This window comes from Clostridium sp. 1001271B_151109_B4, assembly GCF_015670405.1.
Taxonomy (GTDB): Bacteria; Bacillota; Clostridia; order Clostridiales; family Clostridiaceae; genus Clostridium.
On record NZ_JADPBQ010000007.1, the window covers coordinates 123,634 to 143,489 of the forward strand.

Genomic DNA, 19,856 nt, shown 5'->3' on the forward strand with positions numbered 1-19,856 from the left:
TTTATTCTCTCCTAAAAACTATTTTAACTTGGCAACTATACAGTTCCATTCACCATCTCTATTTTTTTCTATAACTTCAAATCCTGTTGCTTCAAGCTTCTCACAAACCATATCAACTCTATCATGTATTATACCTGATGTAATAAATATACCACCATCTTTAATTACTCTTTTAACATCATCAGCTAATATACAAATTATTTCTGCTAAAATATTAGCAACAACTATATCTGCTTTCCCATCTATAACCTCAACTAAATTCCCGTGAAGTATTTCTATGTTATTTAAATTATTATACCCTACATTTTCAATAGAAGATTCTACTGCTACAGGATCTAAATCTACTCCAACAGCTAACTTAGCTCCTAACTTTGCAGCTGCAATTGCTAATATTCCAGATCCACATCCAACATCAAATACAGTACTATCTTCTTGAACATATTTTTCTAATGATTGAATACACATTCTAGTAGTTTCATGTGTACCAGTACCAAACGCCATTCCAGGATCTAAATCAACTACTAATTCACCTTCTTTAGGTTCATATTCTTTCCAAATAGGTTTAACTACTATTTTTTCTCCAACCTTTGAAGGTTTATAATATTGCTTCCATGTATTTGCCCAATCTTCTTCATGCATCTTTTCATGCTCAACTTTAGCTTCCCCTAAATCAAGTCCCATTTCTTTAAGCTCTGCTAATCTTTCATTAACATATGCTAAAACCTCTTCAATGTTATCTTCTTCCGCGAAATAAGCTTTTACAACTGCAACTTTTCCTTTGTGTTCTAAAACATTTATATCTGCAAAATCCCAAGTTAATGGTCCTTGTTCTCTTCCTAAAATATCTTCTGGATCTTCTATTGCAACACCTTTACAGTCTAAGCTATAAAATATCCCTGATATTGGCTCTAATGCCTCACTCTTAGTTATTACTCTAACCTCTATCCATGTTCCATCCATCACTGAATCATCCTTTCAATTCTTTTCTCTTTGACTAATACTATATTTTACACATATGTTTACATAAAGTCTATAGAATTTTATATAGAAAAAGGATAACTATCAATATTTATTTATAGTTATCCCCTATTTATCTTTTTAAATAGCAATATCTTTATTTCTTTTGTTAATCTTTTTATTTTTTGTAAATCTAGCTTTCTTTATCATTTTATCATTTGCCATATTGTACGTAATTGCTCCTATACATACAAATACAATTCCTAACTGTGGTGCATATAATGTACAATCAACTATTCCTTGAATAATCACCATAGCATTTATGGAAGCAATTAATGGTAATAGCTTATTATGCTGCCTATATAACTTTATCATATCTTTATATAAATTTAATTTTATATATAAATAAATCCCTAATCCCACTACACCTACACCTACTAAAAAAGCAAGCCATAAATTATGAGGATGTATTAAAAAAGAAATTATTTTATTTTGTAAAGTAGGATCATCTTTAAAAATAAAATTTGATCCATGTTCAAAGGTTCCAAGTAATCCCCACCCTAAAATTGGCTTGTTTAAGAACATCTGAATTGCACCTTTCCATATTCCAATTCTCGAATTAAATGAAGTTACAATTTCTCCCATTGGGGTAGTCTTTGCAACTTTGTTCTGAACAGTCATAAATAAAATCGCTAATATATCTACTGTTATAAAAATAGCAATTAAACCTTTAAAATCTTTTTTTTCCTTCATCAAATAATATATAACTATTCCACCTACTAACGCTATAAAAGCACCTGATGATTCTGTTAACATCAATGCTATCACAATTAAAATAATTATAATATTATAAGTAACACATTCACTTTTATCCTTTTTTATTCCTTTAAGATAAAATATAATTAAAATTATATTACCAAACCAGGCACCTGTCATGTTTGGATTTCCAAAAGAACTAAATATCCTATGCTCCGACATTCCAACTAACATAAATGCAATTTTTTCTACAATACCGCCTATAGCTGCAATAGCACTTAAATATACTGTTGTTTTCAATACTGTATTAATTCTACTTACTTTAACAAAATAATTTTGAGCAAATATACCCAGTGCAAAATACAATAATAAACCAAATGATGCAATAAAAGATAAAATACTTTTATTTACTATTCCACTAAACATAGAATATATAAATAAACAACCTAATCCTATATTCCAATAATTTCTTTCTATCTTTACTTTTCCTCTAATCAATAAATTCACAGCAAATACAGCTGGTATAATAGCCGTAAAAGGTGAAAAAACTACCATAATAATATAATATATCATAATTTACCACCAACTCTTATTATTTACATAAAATATATAACTGTATAAGTATACACATAATAAATATTTAATTCAAAACCCCCAGATATCTTTTTAATAAATTTTTCTAATAAATATTAATATATAATTAGTATCTCCATTTAATTATTTTATTTATTTAAAAAACACTTTCGTTTACATATACTTAACTGATAATAAAGTTGTTATAAATTAAATACACCTTAAACTTTTCTATTATTTTTTTATTACTTATATATATTTTTCAATTTGATCTTTTTATATACCTAATAGTTATAGTTTTATTTATATTATGGTAAAATTTTATAATAATTATTAAGTTAGAACGTTCTTAAATTGTCACATATAATTGCTAAAGAAGCCTTTAAATCCTTAGAAAATAGATTGAATAAATTCCCTCAAGCTGTTCCAGCATTAGTAGTAAATATAAATAAACATTTTTATTTTAATAAATAAAATTCTATATTTTCACAATAAAAACTCCTCAAAGTTTTAGTATTTCACAATCCTAAAACCTTGAGGAGTATTTTATTTATATTCTGCTATTAAAAACTTAGTTTTTATTCCTTGAGCCGTAAACATTTCTTCATGTTCAGTAGTAACATTTCCTTCAAATCCACTAGCGTGTAAATCATATGTAATATATTTAATTTCTAAATTTGATTCTTTAAAGTATTCAAGTGATTCTTCAAATAATTCATCATCATCTGTTTTAAACCAAATTTCTGCTCCATGTTTTAAAAACTTCTTATACTTTTCCAACTGTCTTGTATGTGTTAATCTTCTTTTCTTATGTCTATCCTTTGGCCATGGATTACAGAAGTTTATGTATATTCTTTCTATTACATCTTTTTCATCTAACATTTCATCTATTAATAATATTTCCTGAGACATTAGAGCCACATTATTAATTTCGCGTCCTACCTTTTCATAAGCTGCTTCAATATTTCTTTTAGCTAAAACTAAAACTTCATCCTTTATATCAACTGTTATATAATTAATATCTGGATTTTGTGAACCATGAACTGCCATAAATGTTCCTTTTCCACAACCTAATTCCATATAAACTGGATTATCATTTTTGAAAAATTCTTTCCATCTTCCCTTATATTCACTTGGCTTTTGTATAAAAAAATTACATGCTTCTAATTCTGGTCTTGCCCAAGGCTTTCTTCTCATTCTCATAATTATGTTCACTCCAAATCATTCATTAAGTTCATAGATTAATTATACAGATAATTTCTTTTATTTCAACTAAATTACTTACTGCAGTTTTATATAGTTATATTATTTAAAATAAAAATCCACAATATACCCTATTCTTAATAGCTATATTGTGGATTTTTAACTATAATATTTTATCTAATGGCTGTCTGTTCTCAACTTCACTAGATAACTAATTTTAACTTTGAGATAGCGTTAAGGCTCTACCTTTAGCTAACAATTTAATTTATAAATTTATACTTAAAATATCAATTAACAACTATATTTTTCTACTAAAGCTTTAAATTCATCTTCATTGCTATTAATATAATCATTAAATTCTATATTAGCTTCATTTAATTTATTACCTAACTCACAAATAAACATTGGTATATCTTTTCTAGCTATATCACCATAACATTTACCAAGTCTTGTTTCACCTTCTACGCAATTTCCATTTACATGAAGTTCATAAGCTTCTTGAACAACATCATTTATTCTTTTCTTTTTACCAGCAAATCCTATTTCTCCAACTTGGTGAACTCCACAAGAATTCCCACATCCTGAAAAATGCAATTTAGGTAGTAAGTTTGTATTAGATACTTTTTCCTTAACATATGATAGTACTTCTTTTAACGCAGATTGGCTTTCAGCTATACCCATTTGACATGTAGGTACCCCTATACATGAAACACTATATTCAAAATTATTTGCTCCTCCAATATGTTTAGTTACTTCTAATAACTCTTCTGCTTCTTTTCCATTTAAATTTCTAAAGTATACCCCTTCAGTCATTGATAATCTTATTTCTGGATTATCAAATTTACTTAAAGTTTCATATATTGCCCTTAAATCATTTACTTCAATTTGTCCGCCTACAGGATGTACATATACGCTATATAACCCAGATTGCTTTTGTTCCACTAATCTATTATTAGATATATTAGTTTTTACTCCAGCTTTATTATATTCTGTAGCTTTGCAATCACTCTTATAATTACATTCTGCTTTTACTTCTTCTACATACTTCTTATACTCTGAAATAAAACCTTCTTCTCCTAATTTATCAACAATATATCTTATACGAGCTTTAGCTTTATTTTCATAATTTCCTTCAGCTTTAAATAATCTAACCATCGCTTCTACATAATTTAAAACTTCAGATGGCTCAATTAATTCAGGATATACTAATGCAATCTTAGGATTTCTTCCAAGACCTCCACCTAAATAAACTCTAAAATAATCTTTTCCGTCTTTTTTAACAGCTAAAAAACCTAAATCTTGTATTGTACAATGTGCTGTATCACTTGAACCATTTGAAAAAGACACTTTAAGCTTTCTAGGTAATTTATATTCAGTTATTCTTTCCATGAAGTATTCACCAGTTGCTAAAGCATATGGTGTAGGATCAAATGCTTCACCCTTATCAACTCCTGACAATGGAGATAAAGCTACATTTCTTGGGAAGTTTCCACCTGCACCTCTTGTATATATATCATTTTCTAATGCTTCTTCCATTAAATCACATACATCATCAATTGAAATGCCATGGTATTGAATAGCTTGACGTGTAGTAAAATGTAATCCTCCTAATTTGTATTTATCTGCCCAATCACATATTAATTTGAATTCAGGCATTGTAATTATACCTGATGGCATTCTAAGCCTAATCATAAACTCTTTTCCACCACGATGGGCATATACACCCATTCCTCCTGATTGACCTTTAAAATCCATTACAGATATTTCTCTATTTACAAACTTATGCCCAACTTTTCTAAACTCTCCAATTTCTGGAAGTAATGTTTTTTTTATGTCCTTCATCTTATCACCTCATAATTACTACTACTCTTTTTTTAATATTCCTTATTTATCTAATTAATATTAACAATTTAATTATATTACTAATTGCTCCACTTTTCTATTCTTTAAATATTTGATTATTTAATGATTGCCATCACATTTATTAATATTTACCAATCTTTAAAATTTATATCAATTGATTTTTTTGTATTTTTTTAAACAAAAATTATTTTACTTACTTTGCTTCTAACAATATGCTAGCAGATTTAAGCACCTTAAACGGATTTAACTCACTAGGGTTCAGTGAAGATGATTTAGTTATTTCCAAGGATTCTGATGGCAATGAACATATCTATGGATTAAAAGTAGACAACCTTAATCTTTTGAGTAATATAAACTTTCCAGAGAATACTATAATAACACTTGCTATTAGTTCTGAAAGAACAGAAGAAGCTATCAAAATATTAAATGAATTTATAAAATAAAAAAGATGTTGCATCTTGCAACACCTTTTTTATTTCTTATTAAATAGATCCTTTAGTCCTTTTTTATGCACTATTTCACCATCTACACTTTCTCCACAAGCTTCCATGAATGCTTCTAAAGCTTCTTTTTGCTTTGAATTTAAGTTCTTAGGAATATCAACCACTACTTTAACATATTGATCTCCTCTTACTGATGAGTGAACCTTAGGAACCCCTTTTCCTTTTAATCTAAACATCGTACCTGATTGAGTACCTGCTGGAATAGTATATTTGACTTCTCCATCTACTGTAGGAACAGTAATTTCTGCGCCTAATGCAGCTCTACCCATTGATATATGAGTTTCAATATATATATCATTTCCTCTTCTATCAAATTGTTTTGATTTAGCTACATTTATTCTAATATATAAGTCTCCTGGAGGCCCATCATTAGAACCATGTTCTCCTTGCCCTCTAAGCGGCATAACATTTCCTGTATCTACACCTGCTGGAACATTAATCTTTATTTTTCTAGTCTTTCTAACTTTTCCTCTTCCACTACAGCTTGAACACGGTGTTTCAACAATTGTTCCCTTACCACCACATCTATCACATGTAGAAGTTGTTACAAAACTTCCAAGAGGACTTTGTCTTTGCATCCTTACTTGACCACTACCATTACAAGTTGGACATGTCTTTGGCGAAGTTCCAGGTTTAGCACCTGTTCCTTTACAAGACTCACAATTTTCATTTCTATTAATTGTAATTTCTTTTTCAACCCCAAAGATAGCTTCTTCAAATGTTAGGTTTAAAGTATATTCTATATCAGCACCTTTCATAGGGCCATTTCTTCTTCTTGAAGAACCGCCGCCCCCACCAAAGAAACTTTCAAATATATCTCCAAAACCTCCCATATCTGAGAAGTCAAAACCACCAAATCCACCTGAACCAAATCCACTTCCATCAAAGTCCGCAGTACCATATTGATCATATCTTGCTTTCTTTTCTGGATCAGAAAGCACTTGATATGCTTCGTTTATGTCTTTAAACTTTTCTTCTGCTTCCTTATTACCTTGATTCTTATCAGGATGATATTTAATAGCTAGCTTTCTAAAGGCTTTTTTTATTTCATCATCACTTGCACCCTTTTCAAGCCCAAGCGTAGCATAATAGTCTTTATTTGCCATCTATAACGTCACCACCTTATTTATATTCTGCTTAGTCTATATTATCATTTATAACTTTTTTCGTAAACACCTTAACTTTTAAAAAGGGAAGACGACTACTGCCTTCCCTAATTAATTATTTATTATTTTTCATCTTTAACTTCAAAATCAGCATCTACAACATTATCATCATGAGCTGTTCCTTGGTTAGTATTTGCTCCACCCATGTTGTTTGGATCAAATCCTGCACCTTGAGCTCCTGCTGCACCTTGTGCATCTGCATACATCTTAGAAGATATAGCATAGAACTCTTGAGTTAATTCTTCAGTTGCCTTCTTAATAGCTTCTAAATCTTCTCCATCTTTAACAGCTTTTAATGCATCTAATTTAGCTGTAATCTTAGCCTTATCATCAGCAGAAATCTTATCACCAAGTTCTTCTAATTGCTTTTCAGTTTGATAAGTTAATTGATCTGCATTGTTTTTAGTTTCAATTGATTCTTTTCTCTTCTTATCTTCTTCCGCAAATCTTTCTGCTTCTTTTACTGCCTTATCTACTTCTTCGTCTGAAAGATTAGTTGATGCAGTAATTGTAATATTTGCTTCCTTACCAGTTCCTTTATCCATAGCAGATACCTTAACAATACCATTAGCATCTATATCAAATGTAACTTCGATTTGTGGAATTCCTCTTGGTGCTGGAGCTATTCCTGATAAAGTAAATCTTCCTAAAGTCTTGTTATCAGTTGCCATTTGTCTTTCACCTTGAACAACGTGAATTTCAACTGATGTTTGCCCATCTGCAGCTGTTGAGAATACTTGACTCTTTTTAGCTGGTATAGTTGTATTTCTTTCAATTAATGGAGTTGCAACTCCTCCTAAAGTTTCAATACCTAATGTTAATGGAGTAACATCTAATAATAATACATCTTTAACTTCACCAGTTAATACACCTGCTTGAATTGCAGCACCCATAGCTACACATTCATCTGGGTTAACTCCCTTTGAAGGTTCTTTTCCTGTAAAGTTCTTAACTGCTTCTTGAACAGCTGGTATTCTTGTTGATCCACCAACTAATATTACTTTATCAATTTGACCAATTGATAAACCTGCATCTGATAATGCTTTCTTCATTGGTTCAATTGATCTTTGAACTAAATCATGAGTTAATTCATTGAATTTAGCTCTAGTTAAATTCATATCAATATGCTTTGGCCCTGTAGCATCAGCAGTAATGAATGGTAAGTTGATATTTGTTTGCATTGATGAAGATAATTCAATCTTAGCCTTTTCTGCAGCTTCTTTTAATCTTTGAACTGAACTCTTATCATTTCTTAAATCAATTCCATATTGTGATTTAAAATCATTTGCTATATAATCAATAATCTTTTGGTCGAAATCATCTCCACCTAGGTGAGTATCTCCATTTGTAGCTAATACTTCGAATACACCATCACCTAATTCAAGAATAGATACGTCGAATGTACCTCCACCTAAGTCATAAACGAATATCTTTTCGCTGTGATCAGTCTTATCTAATCCGTAAGCTAATGAAGCAGCTGTTGGTTCGTTTATTATTCTTAATACTTCTAATCCTGCTATTCTACCAGCATCTTTAGTCGCTTGTCTTTCAGCATCATTAAAGTAAGCTGGAACTGTGATAACAGCTTGAGATACAGTTTCACCTAAGTATGCTTCTGCATCAGCTTTAATCTTTTGAAGTATCATTGCTGATATTTCTTGTGGTGAGTAAGTTTTATCATCAATTTTAGTTTTATGATCTGTTCCCATTTCTCTCTTTATAGAAATTATTGTGTGTTCTGGGTTTGTAATTGCTTGTCTTTTAGCAATTTGTCCTACCAATCTTTCACCATTAGCTTGGAATGAAACTACTGATGGAGTAGTTCTAGCACCTTCAGAGTTAGTGATAACTACTGGTTCTCCACCTTCCATAACAGCTACACATGAATTTGTTGTACCTAAATCAATACCTATTATTTTTCCCATAATATATTTCCTCCTTGAATTTTACATATCTATATTGTAAATTTACTTACTTACTATTTTGCTACAGTAACCATTGAATATCTGATTACTTTATCGCCTCTCTTATATCCTTTTTGATATACTTGAGCTACATCATTACTTGATAAATTTGCATCTTCAATAACTGAAATTGCTTGATGTAAGTTTGGATCAAAACCATTAGTTGTATCAATTTCTTCAACACCTAATTTTTCTAAAGAGTTTAAGAATCCTTTTATTGTCATCTCAACACCCTTTTTAAGATCTTCTACATTTCCATCTACTGCTAAAGCTCTTTCTAAATTATCAGCTACAGGAAGCATTTCTTTTAATACATCTGAACAAGCATCTGTATATATTCCTTCCTTTTCTTTAGCTGTTCTTTTTCTATAGTTATCATACTCAGCAGTTAATCTAAGTAATCTTTCTTTTAAAGCTTCCACTTCATTAGAAAGTTTTTTGTTTTCATCTTTCATTTTTCTTATTAAAGATAAATCATCATTTTCAATATATTCTTCTACGATTTCTTCAGCTCCTGCGGCTTCTACTTTATCTTCTTCTACTTTCTCTTCTTCTGCTTTATCCGCTTCTTCTATAACTGGTTCATTTTCAACGATTATATCTTCGTCCTTTATTTTGTTGTTTTCTTCCATCTTTACACCTCTTCTCACTTTAATCAATACTCTTGGTCTTTAAGACTTTTGTTTAGCTCCTTCATTACTTGAGCCATTATAGTAACTACCTTTGAATAATTTATTCTTTGTGGACCAATTAGCCCAATACTTCCAATAGGTCTTCCTCCTAAAGAATATTCTGCTGTGATTACTGAGCAATCCTTAGCTTCCGGAATATAATTTTCATCACCAATTTTTATTGATATATCTCCACTATTCTCTAATAGTTCTATAACACAATCCTTGTTACTTATTAATTGAAGTACTTCCTTCGCCTTTTCAATATCATTATACTCTGGATAATTAAAAAGATTAGTTGTTCCCTCAACTACCAAATCTGATTTTGAATTATTATTTAAACTATCATATAAAGCTGGAAGAATTGCATTAAATAAATCATCGAATCCCACTAGTTCATTTTTAAGTTCATTGATAACTTCTAAATTTATAGCTTCTATTGTTAAATTCTTAAGTTTTGAATTTAATACCTCATTTATTCTAATAAGCTCTTCATTACTTGGTACATTATTCACCTTAATTCTATGATTTTTAATAACACCACTATCAGTTACTATTACAGCAATTAAATTAGAATCATCTATTTTTATTAGCTGTAATGATCTTATATAACTCCTCTTCATAGAAGGTGTTTGAACTATACAAGTTAAATTTGTTAATTCTGATAACAAAACACAAGCTTCTTTTAATATTGTATCAACTTCATGCATAGCTGAATTAATTAAATATTCTTTAATTCTAAGCTCTTCATCCTTGCTAAGCTTTGGTGTTTCCATTAACTTATCAACATATAACCTATATCCCTTACTAGAAGGTATTCTTCCTGCTGATGTATGAGGTTGCTCTAAATAACCCATTTCTTCTAAATCTGCCATTTCATTTCTAATGGTTGCAGATCCTACACCTAAATCATACTTCTTAGCTATTGTTCTTGATCCAACAGGTTCTCCTGTTACTATATAGTCATTAATAATGGCTTGAAGTATTCTAATTTTTCTTTCATCAATAGCCATTTCATCACCCCTATTGTTAGCACTCATTTAAGTCGAGTGCTAATGACTACATTATCAATATATTCTTATTTGTTTTTTTTGTCAATTTCATATTTCTTTAAATTTTCAACTATTTTTTTATATAATTTAGTTTTTTCTTGAATATCTCTTTCCATCTCTATAATGCTCCTCTTTTCTTAATATTTTATTTTTTATTTTTCCAATATAAAGTCAGACATTACGTAATTAGATAGCTCTATTCCCTTTGCAGTTAAAAACATATTATTATTATTTAAATTTAATAAACCATCTTTTATATTCTTCTCAATGACTTTGTCATATATACTATAAATATTTACCCCAAATTTTTTCTTAAATTTTAATAAATCTATACCATTTAACATTCTTAATCCCATGAAAATAAATTCCTCCATTTCATCTTCTATGGAATTAATATGTTCTTCTACTATGACATCTTTTCCACAATTTATTTTTTTTATGTATTCATTTATGCTACTTTCATTTACCTTTCTTACTCCATTTATATATGAACTACTGGCACATCCAACTCCAATATAATCCCCCAAAGACCAATAAACCTTATTATGTTCACATTCCATTCCATTTAAGGAATAATTAGATATTTCATATTGATGATATCCATTTTCTTTTAGTATTTCTTTAGTTAATTTATCCATAACTCTTTCTTCATCTTCTTCGGGAATATTCAATTTATCTTTTTCATACAATTTATAAAAAGCTGTTCCTTCTTCTATAATTAAGCTATATGCTGAAATGTGTTCTGGCTTTAACTTACATATTTGATCTAATGTATCTTTCCATAGTTCTATAGTTAAATTAGGCAATCCATACATTAAGTCAACATTAATATTCTTAAATCCAATTTTTCTAGCAAGATTATAATTTTCTAAAAATTCACTAAATGTATGAATACGTCCAATTTCTTTAAGTAATTTATCATTGCATGATTGTAAGCCGAAGCTTATCCTATTCACTCCATTTTCCTTCATTACTAATAATTTTTCTTTTGATAATGTTCCTGGATTACATTCCATTGAATACTCAATATTATCCTTAAATTTTAATTTATTTATAACTTTTAATAACTTTTCTAATTCCTCAACTTCTAAATGAGATGGTGTTCCTCCACCAATAAAAATAGTTTTAATAACATAATCTGAACATTTTTCTTGTATTTCTTTAATTAATGCATTTACATATGCTTCCCTATATTGTTCTTTTCCTGCAAATGTAGGAAAGTCACAATAAAAACATCTTTGTTTACAAAATGGTATATGTACATATAGACTAATTTCTTTCATTATTTTATCCTCCAAGCTAGTTGATTTAAACTTACAAATCCCCAGTGATACCTTGACATCTATACCCCTTAGGTATTTTGTAAAATATATTTTTCAATTTAAACTAAACTTAATTTATTCACATACTCTTATTTCTTATCTATTCTTTCTTTACTTATCATTTACTTCCTATTTAACAAAAAAGACATTGCAACTGCAATGTCTTTTTTATTAATCTACTTTAAGAACGGCCATGAATGCTTCTTGTGGTACTTCTACAGATCCCACTTGTCTCATTCTCTTCTTACCTTCTTTTTGCTTTTCAAGAAGCTTCTTCTTTCTTGAAATATCTCCACCATAACATTTAGCAAGTACGTCTTTTCTCATAGCCTTAACCGTTTCTCTAGCTATTACTTTAGACCCTACTGCTGCTTGAATTGGAACTTCAAACATTTGTCTTGGAATTATTTCCTTAAGTTTTTCTGCAATTCCTCTTCCCTTATGATAAGCTCTTTCTTTCGGAACTATCATTGATAAAGCATCAACTACATCTCCATTTAATAATATATCAAGCTTAACAAGCTCAGTTCTTGTATATCCTTTGAATTCATAATCAAAAGAAGCATATCCTCTTGTTCTTGATTTTAATGTATCAAAGAAATCATAAACAATTTCATTTAAAGGAATATCATAATTTATGCATACTCTTGTTTCTTCTAAGTATTGCATATCTATATAAACCCCTCTTCTTTCTTGGCATAAATCCATTATAGCGCCAACATATTCAGTAGGTGCAATTACAGATGCCTTAACAATTGGTTCTTCCATAGATTCTATTTCTGTTGGTTCTGGTAAATTAGTTGGATTTGTTAAATCTAAAGTTTCACCATTAGTTTTAGTAACTTTATATATAACTGAAGGGGCTGTTGTTATAATATCTAAATTAAACTCTCTTTCAATTCTTTCTTGAATTATTTCCATATGAAGTAATCCAAGGAATCCACATCTAAATCCAAATCCTAACGCTATAGAAGTTTCCGGTTCAAAATCTAATGCAGCATCATTTATTTGTAATTTTTCTAAAGCTTCTCTTAATTCATCATATTTAGCTCCATCAACTGGATAAATACCTGAATAAACCATTGGAACTGCTTTCTTATATCCTGGAAGTGCTTCTGCAGTTGGTCTTTCTGCTTCTGTAACAGTATCACCAACTCTAGCATCAGCAACATTTTTTATAGATGCTGTTATATATCCAACATCTCCAGCCATAAGTTCTCCTATTGGTAACAACTTAGGAGTAAATACACCTACTTCTACTACATCATAAAGCTTATTTGTATTCATAAGCTTTATTTTAGTACCAGCTTTAACTTTACCATCAAGTATTCTTACATAACATACAACACCCTTGTAGCTATCATAATATGAATCAAATATTAAAGCCTTAAGTGGCGCCTCTTCATCACCACTTGGTGCTGGTATTTTTTCAATTATAGTTTCAAGTACCTCTTCAACATTTAATCCTGTTTTTGCTGATATCATTGGTGCATCTTCTGCTTCAATACCTATAACATCTTCAATTTCTTGTTTAACTTCATCAGCTCTTTGAGATGGTAAATCTATTTTATTAATAACAGGTGCTATTTCTAAATCATTATCTAATGCAAGATAACAATTAGCTAAAGTTTGCGCTTCAATTCCTTGTGTTGCATCTACTACTAATAAAGCACCTTCACATGCTGCTAAACTTCTTGAAACTTCATATGTAAAGTCTACATGTCCTGGTGTATCAATTAAATTTAATATATATTCTTCACCATCATCACGTCTATAAACAAGTCTTGCTGCTTGGGATTTTATAGTAATCCCTCTTTCTCTTTCGATTTCCATATTATCAAGAACTTGTTCTTCCATTTCTCTTTTAGTAAGAGTCCCTGTAATCTCTAATAATCTATCCGCTAGGGTTGACTTACCGTGATCTATATGTGCGACTATTGAAAAGTTTCTAATCTTTGATTGTCTATTACTTTGCATATATCTTAACTGCTATGAATTAGCAGTCTCTTCACCCCCATATTGTTAAATCAAGCTAAATTATAACATAGAATATAGAGTAAGTGTCAAGGATAATAGCATTGAAATGATATTATCCTTTATTACTACACATTAATTACTATTATTTTTTATAAATTCATCTACACTTTTATCAAATTCACTATTATTACTATTATTTTCTTCACTTTTTGTATCTTCTTTTTTAGTTTTTGTAATTTCAATTATTTTATCCTTTAAATTTGAGTAAGTCTTACTAATATAACTTTCTAATTTTTTTATTGATTTCATAAAAAAATTATTATTAGTTAAATTAATTGACTTATCATATACCTTAACCGTAGCAAGACCATCATTTTTTTCACCAATATAAATCTTCACAGGACTTTTATCCATTATAAACTCTTGAAAATCTTCACCAAATTCTGTACTAACAACTTTAAAGTTATCATCAGTAGTTCCCAATGGTGATAACGATTCAGTATTTACCATATTTATTTTAACAAATCCTATTATCAGTAAAATAATAGCTACTAATGGTATAAAATATTTTTTTATTAATTTAAACATAATAAGCACCCCCTAGTACTTAGCTATAAGGATGCTCAATTTCACTTTTTTTATTCAACTTTTTACTGTTTATTTAAATACTCCGCAATAACTCTTGCTAGATATTTTGCACTTAATTTAGCTTCTTGAGCAGTATTAAGGTCAGTTCCAAACTCTGTTAATATACATGCAGGGCTTAATTTTTGATTAAATGTATTAGATCCATGATTATATTCATATAATCCTGTACCATCTTTTCCATCCCCCATTAACCCTGGGAAAAGCTCTTCAGAGATTGAGATCATTCCATTTACTGCCTCCATCATTTGAGAATAATTACCTGAATTTTTTGATGTAACAAATAATAATCTTGCTAAACTTTGATCATTTATTACTGTTGTTGTTGCTTCTTTACTTGGTCCACTATTCCTATGCAAATCTATAATTAACTTCAAATTCGGAAATTGATTTATATAGCTTTGCACCGTGGGTTCTGATCTATAATATGATTCTGCATATGGACTAGTATCATGAATAGTTTTATCATGAATAACAGAAATTCCATATCCCTCTTGTAGTTCTTGTGCTAATACATCACCTACTCCTACAACACTAAACTCTTCTTGTTCTGTATCTGCTCCTGCTTCGGCATATCCCTCATGAGTATGGGTATGATAAATTAATATTTCTACGTTTGATGCATCTAATGTCTTTTTTAGAGAAGGATTATATGCCTCACTTGTTTTATCTAATTCAGCCTGCTCCTCTTCAGTAACCCTGGCTATGCTTTCTTCTTTCATTACATATGGTTCAAAGAAACTAAAAGTAGATTTAGCATTACTTCCTGAATCATTAGTGTAATTGGCTACTTCCTTAAAAAATGAAACCTCATTTCCAACTATTCCATATGTTGATATGTTATTAAGTCCTAATGCTTCTACTATAACTCTTTTTAAACTCACCTTATTTTCCCTATAAGCTGTACTATCATATATTTGAGTTTCAACAACTGGCATTGAATAATTAAGTAACTGCACATATGCTAGTCCTCCACGTTCACTATATTTATTTACAACCTTAACTGCTCTTATTGCAAATATAATCATAAGAACTAACAATATTATATATCCTACACTAATATGTTTTTTCTTTTTAGCCCTTTTATTACCATTAACCCACTGCATTGTATATCCCTCCTCACCATTTATATATATGGGGGGATTTACATAATTATTAATAATTTTATAAACAAATTGTTTTTTTAGTTATGAGTTAATAGTTTAGTTAGAAATTCCTATAGAATTTCTAAAAATTTATTCTTTAACTATTAACTCAAAACCTATAACTAAAAAAGTATTTTTCACTTTTTTCATTAATTCATAAATTTATTTATCTCTTCCATATCCATGTTGGGTTGAATTGCTATATTTATTCCATTGGCTATTATTTTTGCTAATGATTCTATTACTGTATCAACATCTTTTGGAGTAACCATTAAATCTCCAAACGATGGATTTAATATTTCTCTTATAAGCATATTTTTCTCATTTCTATCTACACTTTTCAACATATTATAAAACTCTTTTCCTTTTTGTGATTTATTGATTAAGTCATCTAATAATAAATCCATAGTATCATTTGCTATTGTTGCAGCATCAACTACTGTAGGAACACCTACAGCTAAAACTTTCACACCTAAGCTTTGCTCATTAATTTGCATTCTATGATTTCCTACACCAGCTCCTGGTGATATTCCTGTATCTCCTATTTGTATTGTTCTATTTACTCTTTCAAGTCTTCTTGAACCTAATGCATCTACACATATAACCAAATCTGGCTTTATTTTTTCTACCAATGATTTAATTATTTCTCCAGTTTCAATTCCTGTTATTCCAAGAACACCTGGAGCAATAGCACATACTGGTCTTACTGAATCATCAATTGCATCTGGCATTACTTGTTTTAAATGTCTTGTTACCATTATTTTTTCTGCAACTTTTGGTCCCAATGCATCTGGAGTAACATTCCAATTACCTAATCCAACAACTAATGCTAACTTGTCTTCAGAAATATCTACAAGTTTTTTCATTACTTTTCCTACAATTAATGATAATTCATCCATTGATTCTCCATCATATGGTGTAAATTCAGGAAAATCTATTGTGATATAATGCCCTTTTGGTTTACCAAGTTCCTTTCCTGCTTCATCACTTTCGATAGTTACCGTAGTAATTTTAACCTCTCCTTCCATTTCTTCATCTACTTTTACTCCATCTAACTCCCTTTTATTTTCTTCTGTATATGCCTGTTTTGCTTCAATTGCAAGGTCTGTTCTTACATTTATCATAATATTCCTCCTAAGGTTTCTTACTTATCAAATTTATTTTCCCAAATAAGTTTTAATTTCATACTTGAACTTAAAAACTTTAGATGTTATAATATGATTTGTTGAAAATGAACTCGTACGCAGATTTCCCCAAAAACTGCAGAGGCCCTATAAAATATCAAGGGGGTGAATTGAATGGCAAACATTAAATCAGCAAAGAAAAGAATTAAAGTTACTGAAAAGAAAACTTTACAAAACAGAATGATCAAATCAGCATTAAAAACTGCTATAAAGAAGTTTGAAGCTGCTGTTGCTGCTAATAACGTTGAAGAAGCTAAAGCTTTATTCGTTAAAGCTGCTAAGTCTTTAGACATGGCTGCTCAAAAAGGTACTGTTCATAAGAACATGGCTGCTAGAAAGAAATCAAGATTAGCTGCAAAGTTAAACGCTATGGCGTAATAAAATAAGAAGCCGGTGAGTTATCACCGGCTATTATTTTACACTTTTTTGATTATGAAAATTTTAAATTTTATTTGACCATAAATGTTTTAAATAACATAAGTTCCATTTCCATTTGCTTATCTGTTGTTGATGATTTTAATTTTGTTTCCGTATTAACACATACTTTAATGAGTTCGCTTAATTGTTTTACACTAAATTTAGATGCTTGATTCATTAATTTTTCACATACAAATTGAGGCAATCTATATTTAGACATAAAGAAATCTAATCTTTTACCTCTTCCTAAGTATACTTTTATCTCATATAATCTTTTAAAATGATTTCCTATAGATGAAATAATCAGCATATGCTGATCTGCTTTAAATAATAATTCATCTAATAGATCTATTGCCTTTTCAACTTTTCTTATAGATATATATTCGACTAAATCAAAAATATCATCTTCACTCTTATTTTGTATTAATTTATCTATATCCTCTTTAGTTATTTCTCTGCCAATTGTATAACAATCTATTTTATCTACTTCCCTTTTAATAATATCAAAATTATTTTGAACCTTATCTGCAAAATATTTTAATTGAATTTTACCTATACTTCTTCCCTTTTCTTTAAATAAATCCTCAACCTTCTTATAATATTTATCTTTTTTTAGCTTATCACAATGAACAACTTTGACATATTTATCTAAAGTAGATAGCTTTTTATTTTTTTTAGGTGTATCTCTCTTATCATTAAATAAATAATACATAATTAGTACTGTATGATTTGGCAACTCTTTTATGTACTTTAAAAGCTCTGTATATGTTTTTGCTCCATCTTTATCGGGTTTATCTTTTAAAAAATTAGCTCTATATACTAATACAACCTTTTTTTCGCCAAAGAAAGGCAATGTCTCGCAAGCATTTTCTATTTCATCAAAAGTAGTTGTTAAACCATCTAATTTTATAAAATTTAAATCTAAAAAATCTTTATCAACAACCTTCTTAATTATTGGATCAATACTTGATTTAATTAATTCTTCATCTAATCCACAAAATATGTATCCATTTTCAATATTATTTTTTTTAATTTCTCCCTCTAAAACATCTATATTAATCAACGTTTAATGCCACTCCTCACTAATTGTTAATAACTTCATTATTAAATACCGTTATTTCATTTATGTCGCCTTTTCTAAAATCTATTATATCATAATCATTATTAATTTTTTCATAATTCACAAATAGCAAATATTGATTTTTATCTGTAGTTAAAATATAATTTTCGCTATCTTTAGTTAAACTTATTTTATTATCTATTTTAATCTTATTTAAATCTTTTAATATCCTATCTGTAAGGCATATAGACTTTAATTTTTCTTCATCGATTTTCTCTTTAGTTTGAATCAAAACCCTTTGCCCTTTATAACTTATTAAAAGTGCTCCATCATTATAATATTTTATTTTAGGAAAAGGACTATATATTAATAAAAATGTATATACACCTATAATTAAAGGATAATATAAAAACACTTTAAATCCCCTTTTATAAAAATAATATGTTATTAATAATGCTATATAAAAATATGCAATAGTATAATGTAAATAAATTAATCCACAAGAAAGACTATCAATCTTATACATAATAACATCTATATACTTAATTATATAATGACAAATATACAAACTAAAATTAAATAAAATAGGAATATACTCAAAGAACACAAGACAATTGCCAAATACAACCAATATATTAATGAATGGAACTACTATAATATTACCAATTATAAAATTTAAGGATACTTCATTGAAATATAACAAAATTATAGGAAAAGTTAGCATTTGAGCACTAATTGAAATTGCAATTGTACTCCTGAATAAATTAGGTAGCCTATAAATCTCTTTACTTAATTTTTTACTAAATAATATTATTCCTAGGGTTGCTAAAAAAGATAATATAAATCCTAAATTATAAATATCATATGGCTTTATAAGGATTATTATTATACCCGCAAGCGACAAGGCTGCTAACGGGCTATAATTTCGTTTAACAATCATTCCAAGGTTTAATATTAATATCATTATATAAGCTCTTACAGCCGAAGCTGGTGCCCCTGTAAATAATACATAAGCAAATGCTATAACCAAACTTAATTTAGCTCCAAATATTCTTTTTAAAATACTATATATTAATGCTAAATGTAGTCCTGATATTGAAATAGCATGAGATATACCTAAATTTTTCATTAAACTTTTATGATCCTGATCTAATTCACTTTTATATCCAAATGATACTGAAGTAATTAATGCAGCCTTTCTTCTCCCCAATTTTTCATTTATTTTCTTAAATAAATCTTCTCTTCTTTTATAAAATTTAGAAATGATATCATCTTTCTCTATATAATATTCTTCTATTTTATAATCTCCTACTATTCCTTTTACAATATTTATATCGCTACTAAACTCTCCCTTTACAATTAATTTATTTCCAACTTTAATTTCATTATTAATATTAG

The 19,856-nt window shown here is 28.8% G+C and carries 17 protein-coding genes; 2 read left to right on the top strand and 15 right to left on the bottom strand.

Annotated elements, in window-relative coordinates; translation table 11 throughout:
• Nucleotides 1-18: 18 nt before the first annotated feature.
• The 4 genes from prmA to I4V63_RS06995 all read right to left on the bottom strand — a co-directional run bounded on the left by prmA (nt 19) and on the right by I4V63_RS06995 (nt 5,331).
• Nucleotides 19-960 carry a 50S ribosomal protein L11 methyltransferase gene (gene prmA, locus I4V63_RS06980; protein ID WP_196000572.1) on the bottom strand — a complete coding sequence of 314 codons (942 nt, stop codon included), beginning with the start codon at nt 958-960 and terminating at the stop codon, nt 19-21.
• A 138-nt stretch (nt 961-1,098) separates the two neighbouring features.
• Nucleotides 1,099-2,286 (bottom strand): O-antigen ligase family protein, encoded by a 1,188-nt coding sequence (locus tag I4V63_RS06985; RefSeq protein WP_196000573.1) that lies wholly within the window; start codon nt 2,284-2,286, stop codon nt 1,099-1,101.
• Between the two features lie 546 nt (nt 2,287-2,832).
• Complete coding sequence (trmB, locus tag I4V63_RS06990; protein ID WP_196000574.1) at nt 2,833-3,489, bottom strand: tRNA (guanosine(46)-N7)-methyltransferase TrmB; 657 nt, start codon at nt 3,487-3,489, stop codon at nt 2,833-2,835.
• 291 nt (nt 3,490-3,780) lie between these two features.
• Entirely contained in the window at nt 3,781-5,331 is a 1,551-nt protein-coding gene (locus I4V63_RS06995; protein WP_196000575.1) for a nitrite/sulfite reductase, read from the bottom strand.
• Between the two features lie 233 nt (nt 5,332-5,564).
• On the opposite strand from I4V63_RS06995, the gene I4V63_RS07000 reads away from it, so the two are divergent.
• Nucleotides 5,565-5,795, top strand: a complete 231-nt coding sequence (locus I4V63_RS07000) for a hypothetical protein (protein ID WP_196000576.1) — start codon at nt 5,565-5,567, stop codon at nt 5,793-5,795.
• 29 nt (nt 5,796-5,824) lie between these two features.
• Here the strand turns inward: I4V63_RS07000 and dnaJ are convergent, their stop codons facing one another.
• The 9 genes from dnaJ to gpr all read right to left on the bottom strand — a co-directional run bounded on the left by dnaJ (nt 5,825) and on the right by gpr (nt 16,921).
• The gene (gene dnaJ / locus I4V63_RS07005) at nt 5,825-6,961 is read right to left on the bottom strand and encodes a molecular chaperone DnaJ (RefSeq protein WP_196000577.1); all 1,137 of its coding nucleotides are present in this window, start codon (nt 6,959-6,961) and stop codon (nt 5,825-5,827) included.
• Between the two features lie 122 nt (nt 6,962-7,083).
• Entirely contained in the window at nt 7,084-8,946 is a 1,863-nt protein-coding gene (gene dnaK, locus I4V63_RS07010; protein WP_196000578.1) for a molecular chaperone DnaK, read from the bottom strand.
• Nucleotides 8,947-8,999: 53 nt separating this feature from the next.
• Nucleotides 9,000-9,617 carry a nucleotide exchange factor GrpE gene (gene grpE / locus I4V63_RS07015; RefSeq protein WP_196000579.1) on the bottom strand — a complete coding sequence of 206 codons (618 nt, stop codon included), beginning with the start codon at nt 9,615-9,617 and terminating at the stop codon, nt 9,000-9,002.
• 23 nt (nt 9,618-9,640) lie between these two features.
• Nucleotides 9,641-10,669 (bottom strand): heat-inducible transcriptional repressor HrcA, encoded by a 1,029-nt coding sequence (gene hrcA, locus I4V63_RS07020; protein ID WP_196000580.1) that lies wholly within the window; start codon nt 10,667-10,669, stop codon nt 9,641-9,643.
• Nucleotides 10,670-10,860: 191 nt separating this feature from the next.
• Complete coding sequence (gene hemW, locus I4V63_RS07025) at nt 10,861-11,991, bottom strand: radical SAM family heme chaperone HemW (RefSeq protein WP_196000581.1); 1,131 nt, start codon at nt 11,989-11,991, stop codon at nt 10,861-10,863.
• Between the two features lie 210 nt (nt 11,992-12,201).
• Nucleotides 12,202-14,007 (bottom strand): translation elongation factor 4, encoded by a 1,806-nt coding sequence (lepA, locus tag I4V63_RS07030; protein ID WP_196000582.1) that lies wholly within the window; start codon nt 14,005-14,007, stop codon nt 12,202-12,204.
• 132 nt (nt 14,008-14,139) lie between these two features.
• A complete protein-coding gene (locus I4V63_RS07035; protein ID WP_196000583.1) occupies nt 14,140-14,595 on the bottom strand; it encodes a hypothetical protein in 456 nt (151 codons plus the stop codon).
• A 62-nt stretch (nt 14,596-14,657) separates the two neighbouring features.
• On the bottom strand, nt 14,658-15,758 hold the full coding sequence (locus I4V63_RS07040; RefSeq protein ID WP_196000584.1) for a stage II sporulation protein P: 1,101 nt from the start codon (nt 15,756-15,758) through the stop codon (nt 14,658-14,660).
• Between the two features lie 188 nt (nt 15,759-15,946).
• Complete coding sequence (gpr, locus tag I4V63_RS07045; protein WP_196000585.1) at nt 15,947-16,921, bottom strand: GPR endopeptidase; 975 nt, start codon at nt 16,919-16,921, stop codon at nt 15,947-15,949.
• A 174-nt stretch (nt 16,922-17,095) separates the two neighbouring features.
• Between gpr and rpsT the strand changes: the two genes are divergently transcribed.
• Entirely contained in the window at nt 17,096-17,359 is a 264-nt protein-coding gene (gene rpsT, locus I4V63_RS07050) for a 30S ribosomal protein S20 (RefSeq protein WP_042396431.1), read from the top strand.
• A 70-nt stretch (nt 17,360-17,429) separates the two neighbouring features.
• On the opposite strand, the gene holA is transcribed toward rpsT, so the two are convergent.
• Both holA and I4V63_RS07060 read right to left on the bottom strand, forming a co-directional pair.
• Complete coding sequence (holA, locus tag I4V63_RS07055) at nt 17,430-18,461, bottom strand: DNA polymerase III subunit delta (RefSeq protein ID WP_196000586.1); 1,032 nt, start codon at nt 18,459-18,461, stop codon at nt 17,430-17,432.
• 19 nt (nt 18,462-18,480) lie between these two features.
• Entirely contained in the window at nt 18,481-19,668 is a 1,188-nt protein-coding gene (locus tag I4V63_RS07060) for a ComEC/Rec2 family competence protein (protein ID WP_196000587.1), read from the bottom strand.
• Nucleotides 19,669-19,856 lie beyond the last annotated feature (188 nt).

Excerpts from the sequence above, each read along its gene's own strand:
- hemW (WP_196000581.1), bottom strand. The coding sequence starts at position 11,991 with ATGAAAGAAATTAGTCTATATGTACATATACCATTTTGTAAACAAAGA.
- trmB (WP_196000574.1), bottom strand. The coding sequence starts at position 3,489 with ATGAGAATGAGAAGAAAGCCTTGGGCAAGACCAGAATTAGAAGCATGT.
- rpsT (WP_042396431.1), top strand. The coding sequence starts at position 17,096 with ATGGCAAACATTAAATCAGCAAAGAAAAGAATTAAAGTTACTGAAAAG.
- I4V63_RS07040 (WP_196000584.1), bottom strand. The coding sequence starts at position 15,758 with ATGCAGTGGGTTAATGGTAATAAAAGGGCTAAAAAGAAAAAACATATT.
- I4V63_RS07000 (WP_196000576.1), top strand. The coding sequence starts at position 5,565 with ATGCTAGCAGATTTAAGCACCTTAAACGGATTTAACTCACTAGGGTTC.
- I4V63_RS07035 (WP_196000583.1), bottom strand. The coding sequence starts at position 14,595 with ATGTTTAAATTAATAAAAAAATATTTTATACCATTAGTAGCTATTATT.
- hrcA (WP_196000580.1), bottom strand. The coding sequence starts at position 10,669 with ATGGCTATTGATGAAAGAAAAATTAGAATACTTCAAGCCATTATTAAT.
- I4V63_RS06995 (WP_196000575.1), bottom strand. The coding sequence starts at position 5,331 with ATGAAGGACATAAAAAAAACATTACTTCCAGAAATTGGAGAGTTTAGA.
- lepA (WP_196000582.1), bottom strand. The coding sequence starts at position 14,007 with ATGCAAAGTAATAGACAATCAAAGATTAGAAACTTTTCAATAGTCGCA.
- grpE (WP_196000579.1), bottom strand. The coding sequence starts at position 9,617 with ATGGAAGAAAACAACAAAATAAAGGACGAAGATATAATCGTTGAAAAT.
- gpr (WP_196000585.1), bottom strand. The coding sequence starts at position 16,921 with ATGATAAATGTAAGAACAGACCTTGCAATTGAAGCAAAACAGGCATAT.
- dnaJ (WP_196000577.1), bottom strand. The coding sequence starts at position 6,961 with ATGGCAAATAAAGACTATTATGCTACGCTTGGGCTTGAAAAGGGTGCA.
- I4V63_RS06985 (WP_196000573.1), bottom strand. The coding sequence starts at position 2,286 with ATGATATATTATATTATTATGGTAGTTTTTTCACCTTTTACGGCTATT.
- dnaK (WP_196000578.1), bottom strand. The coding sequence starts at position 8,946 with ATGGGAAAAATAATAGGTATTGATTTAGGTACAACAAATTCATGTGTA.
- prmA (WP_196000572.1), bottom strand. The coding sequence starts at position 960 with ATGGATGGAACATGGATAGAGGTTAGAGTAATAACTAAGAGTGAGGCA.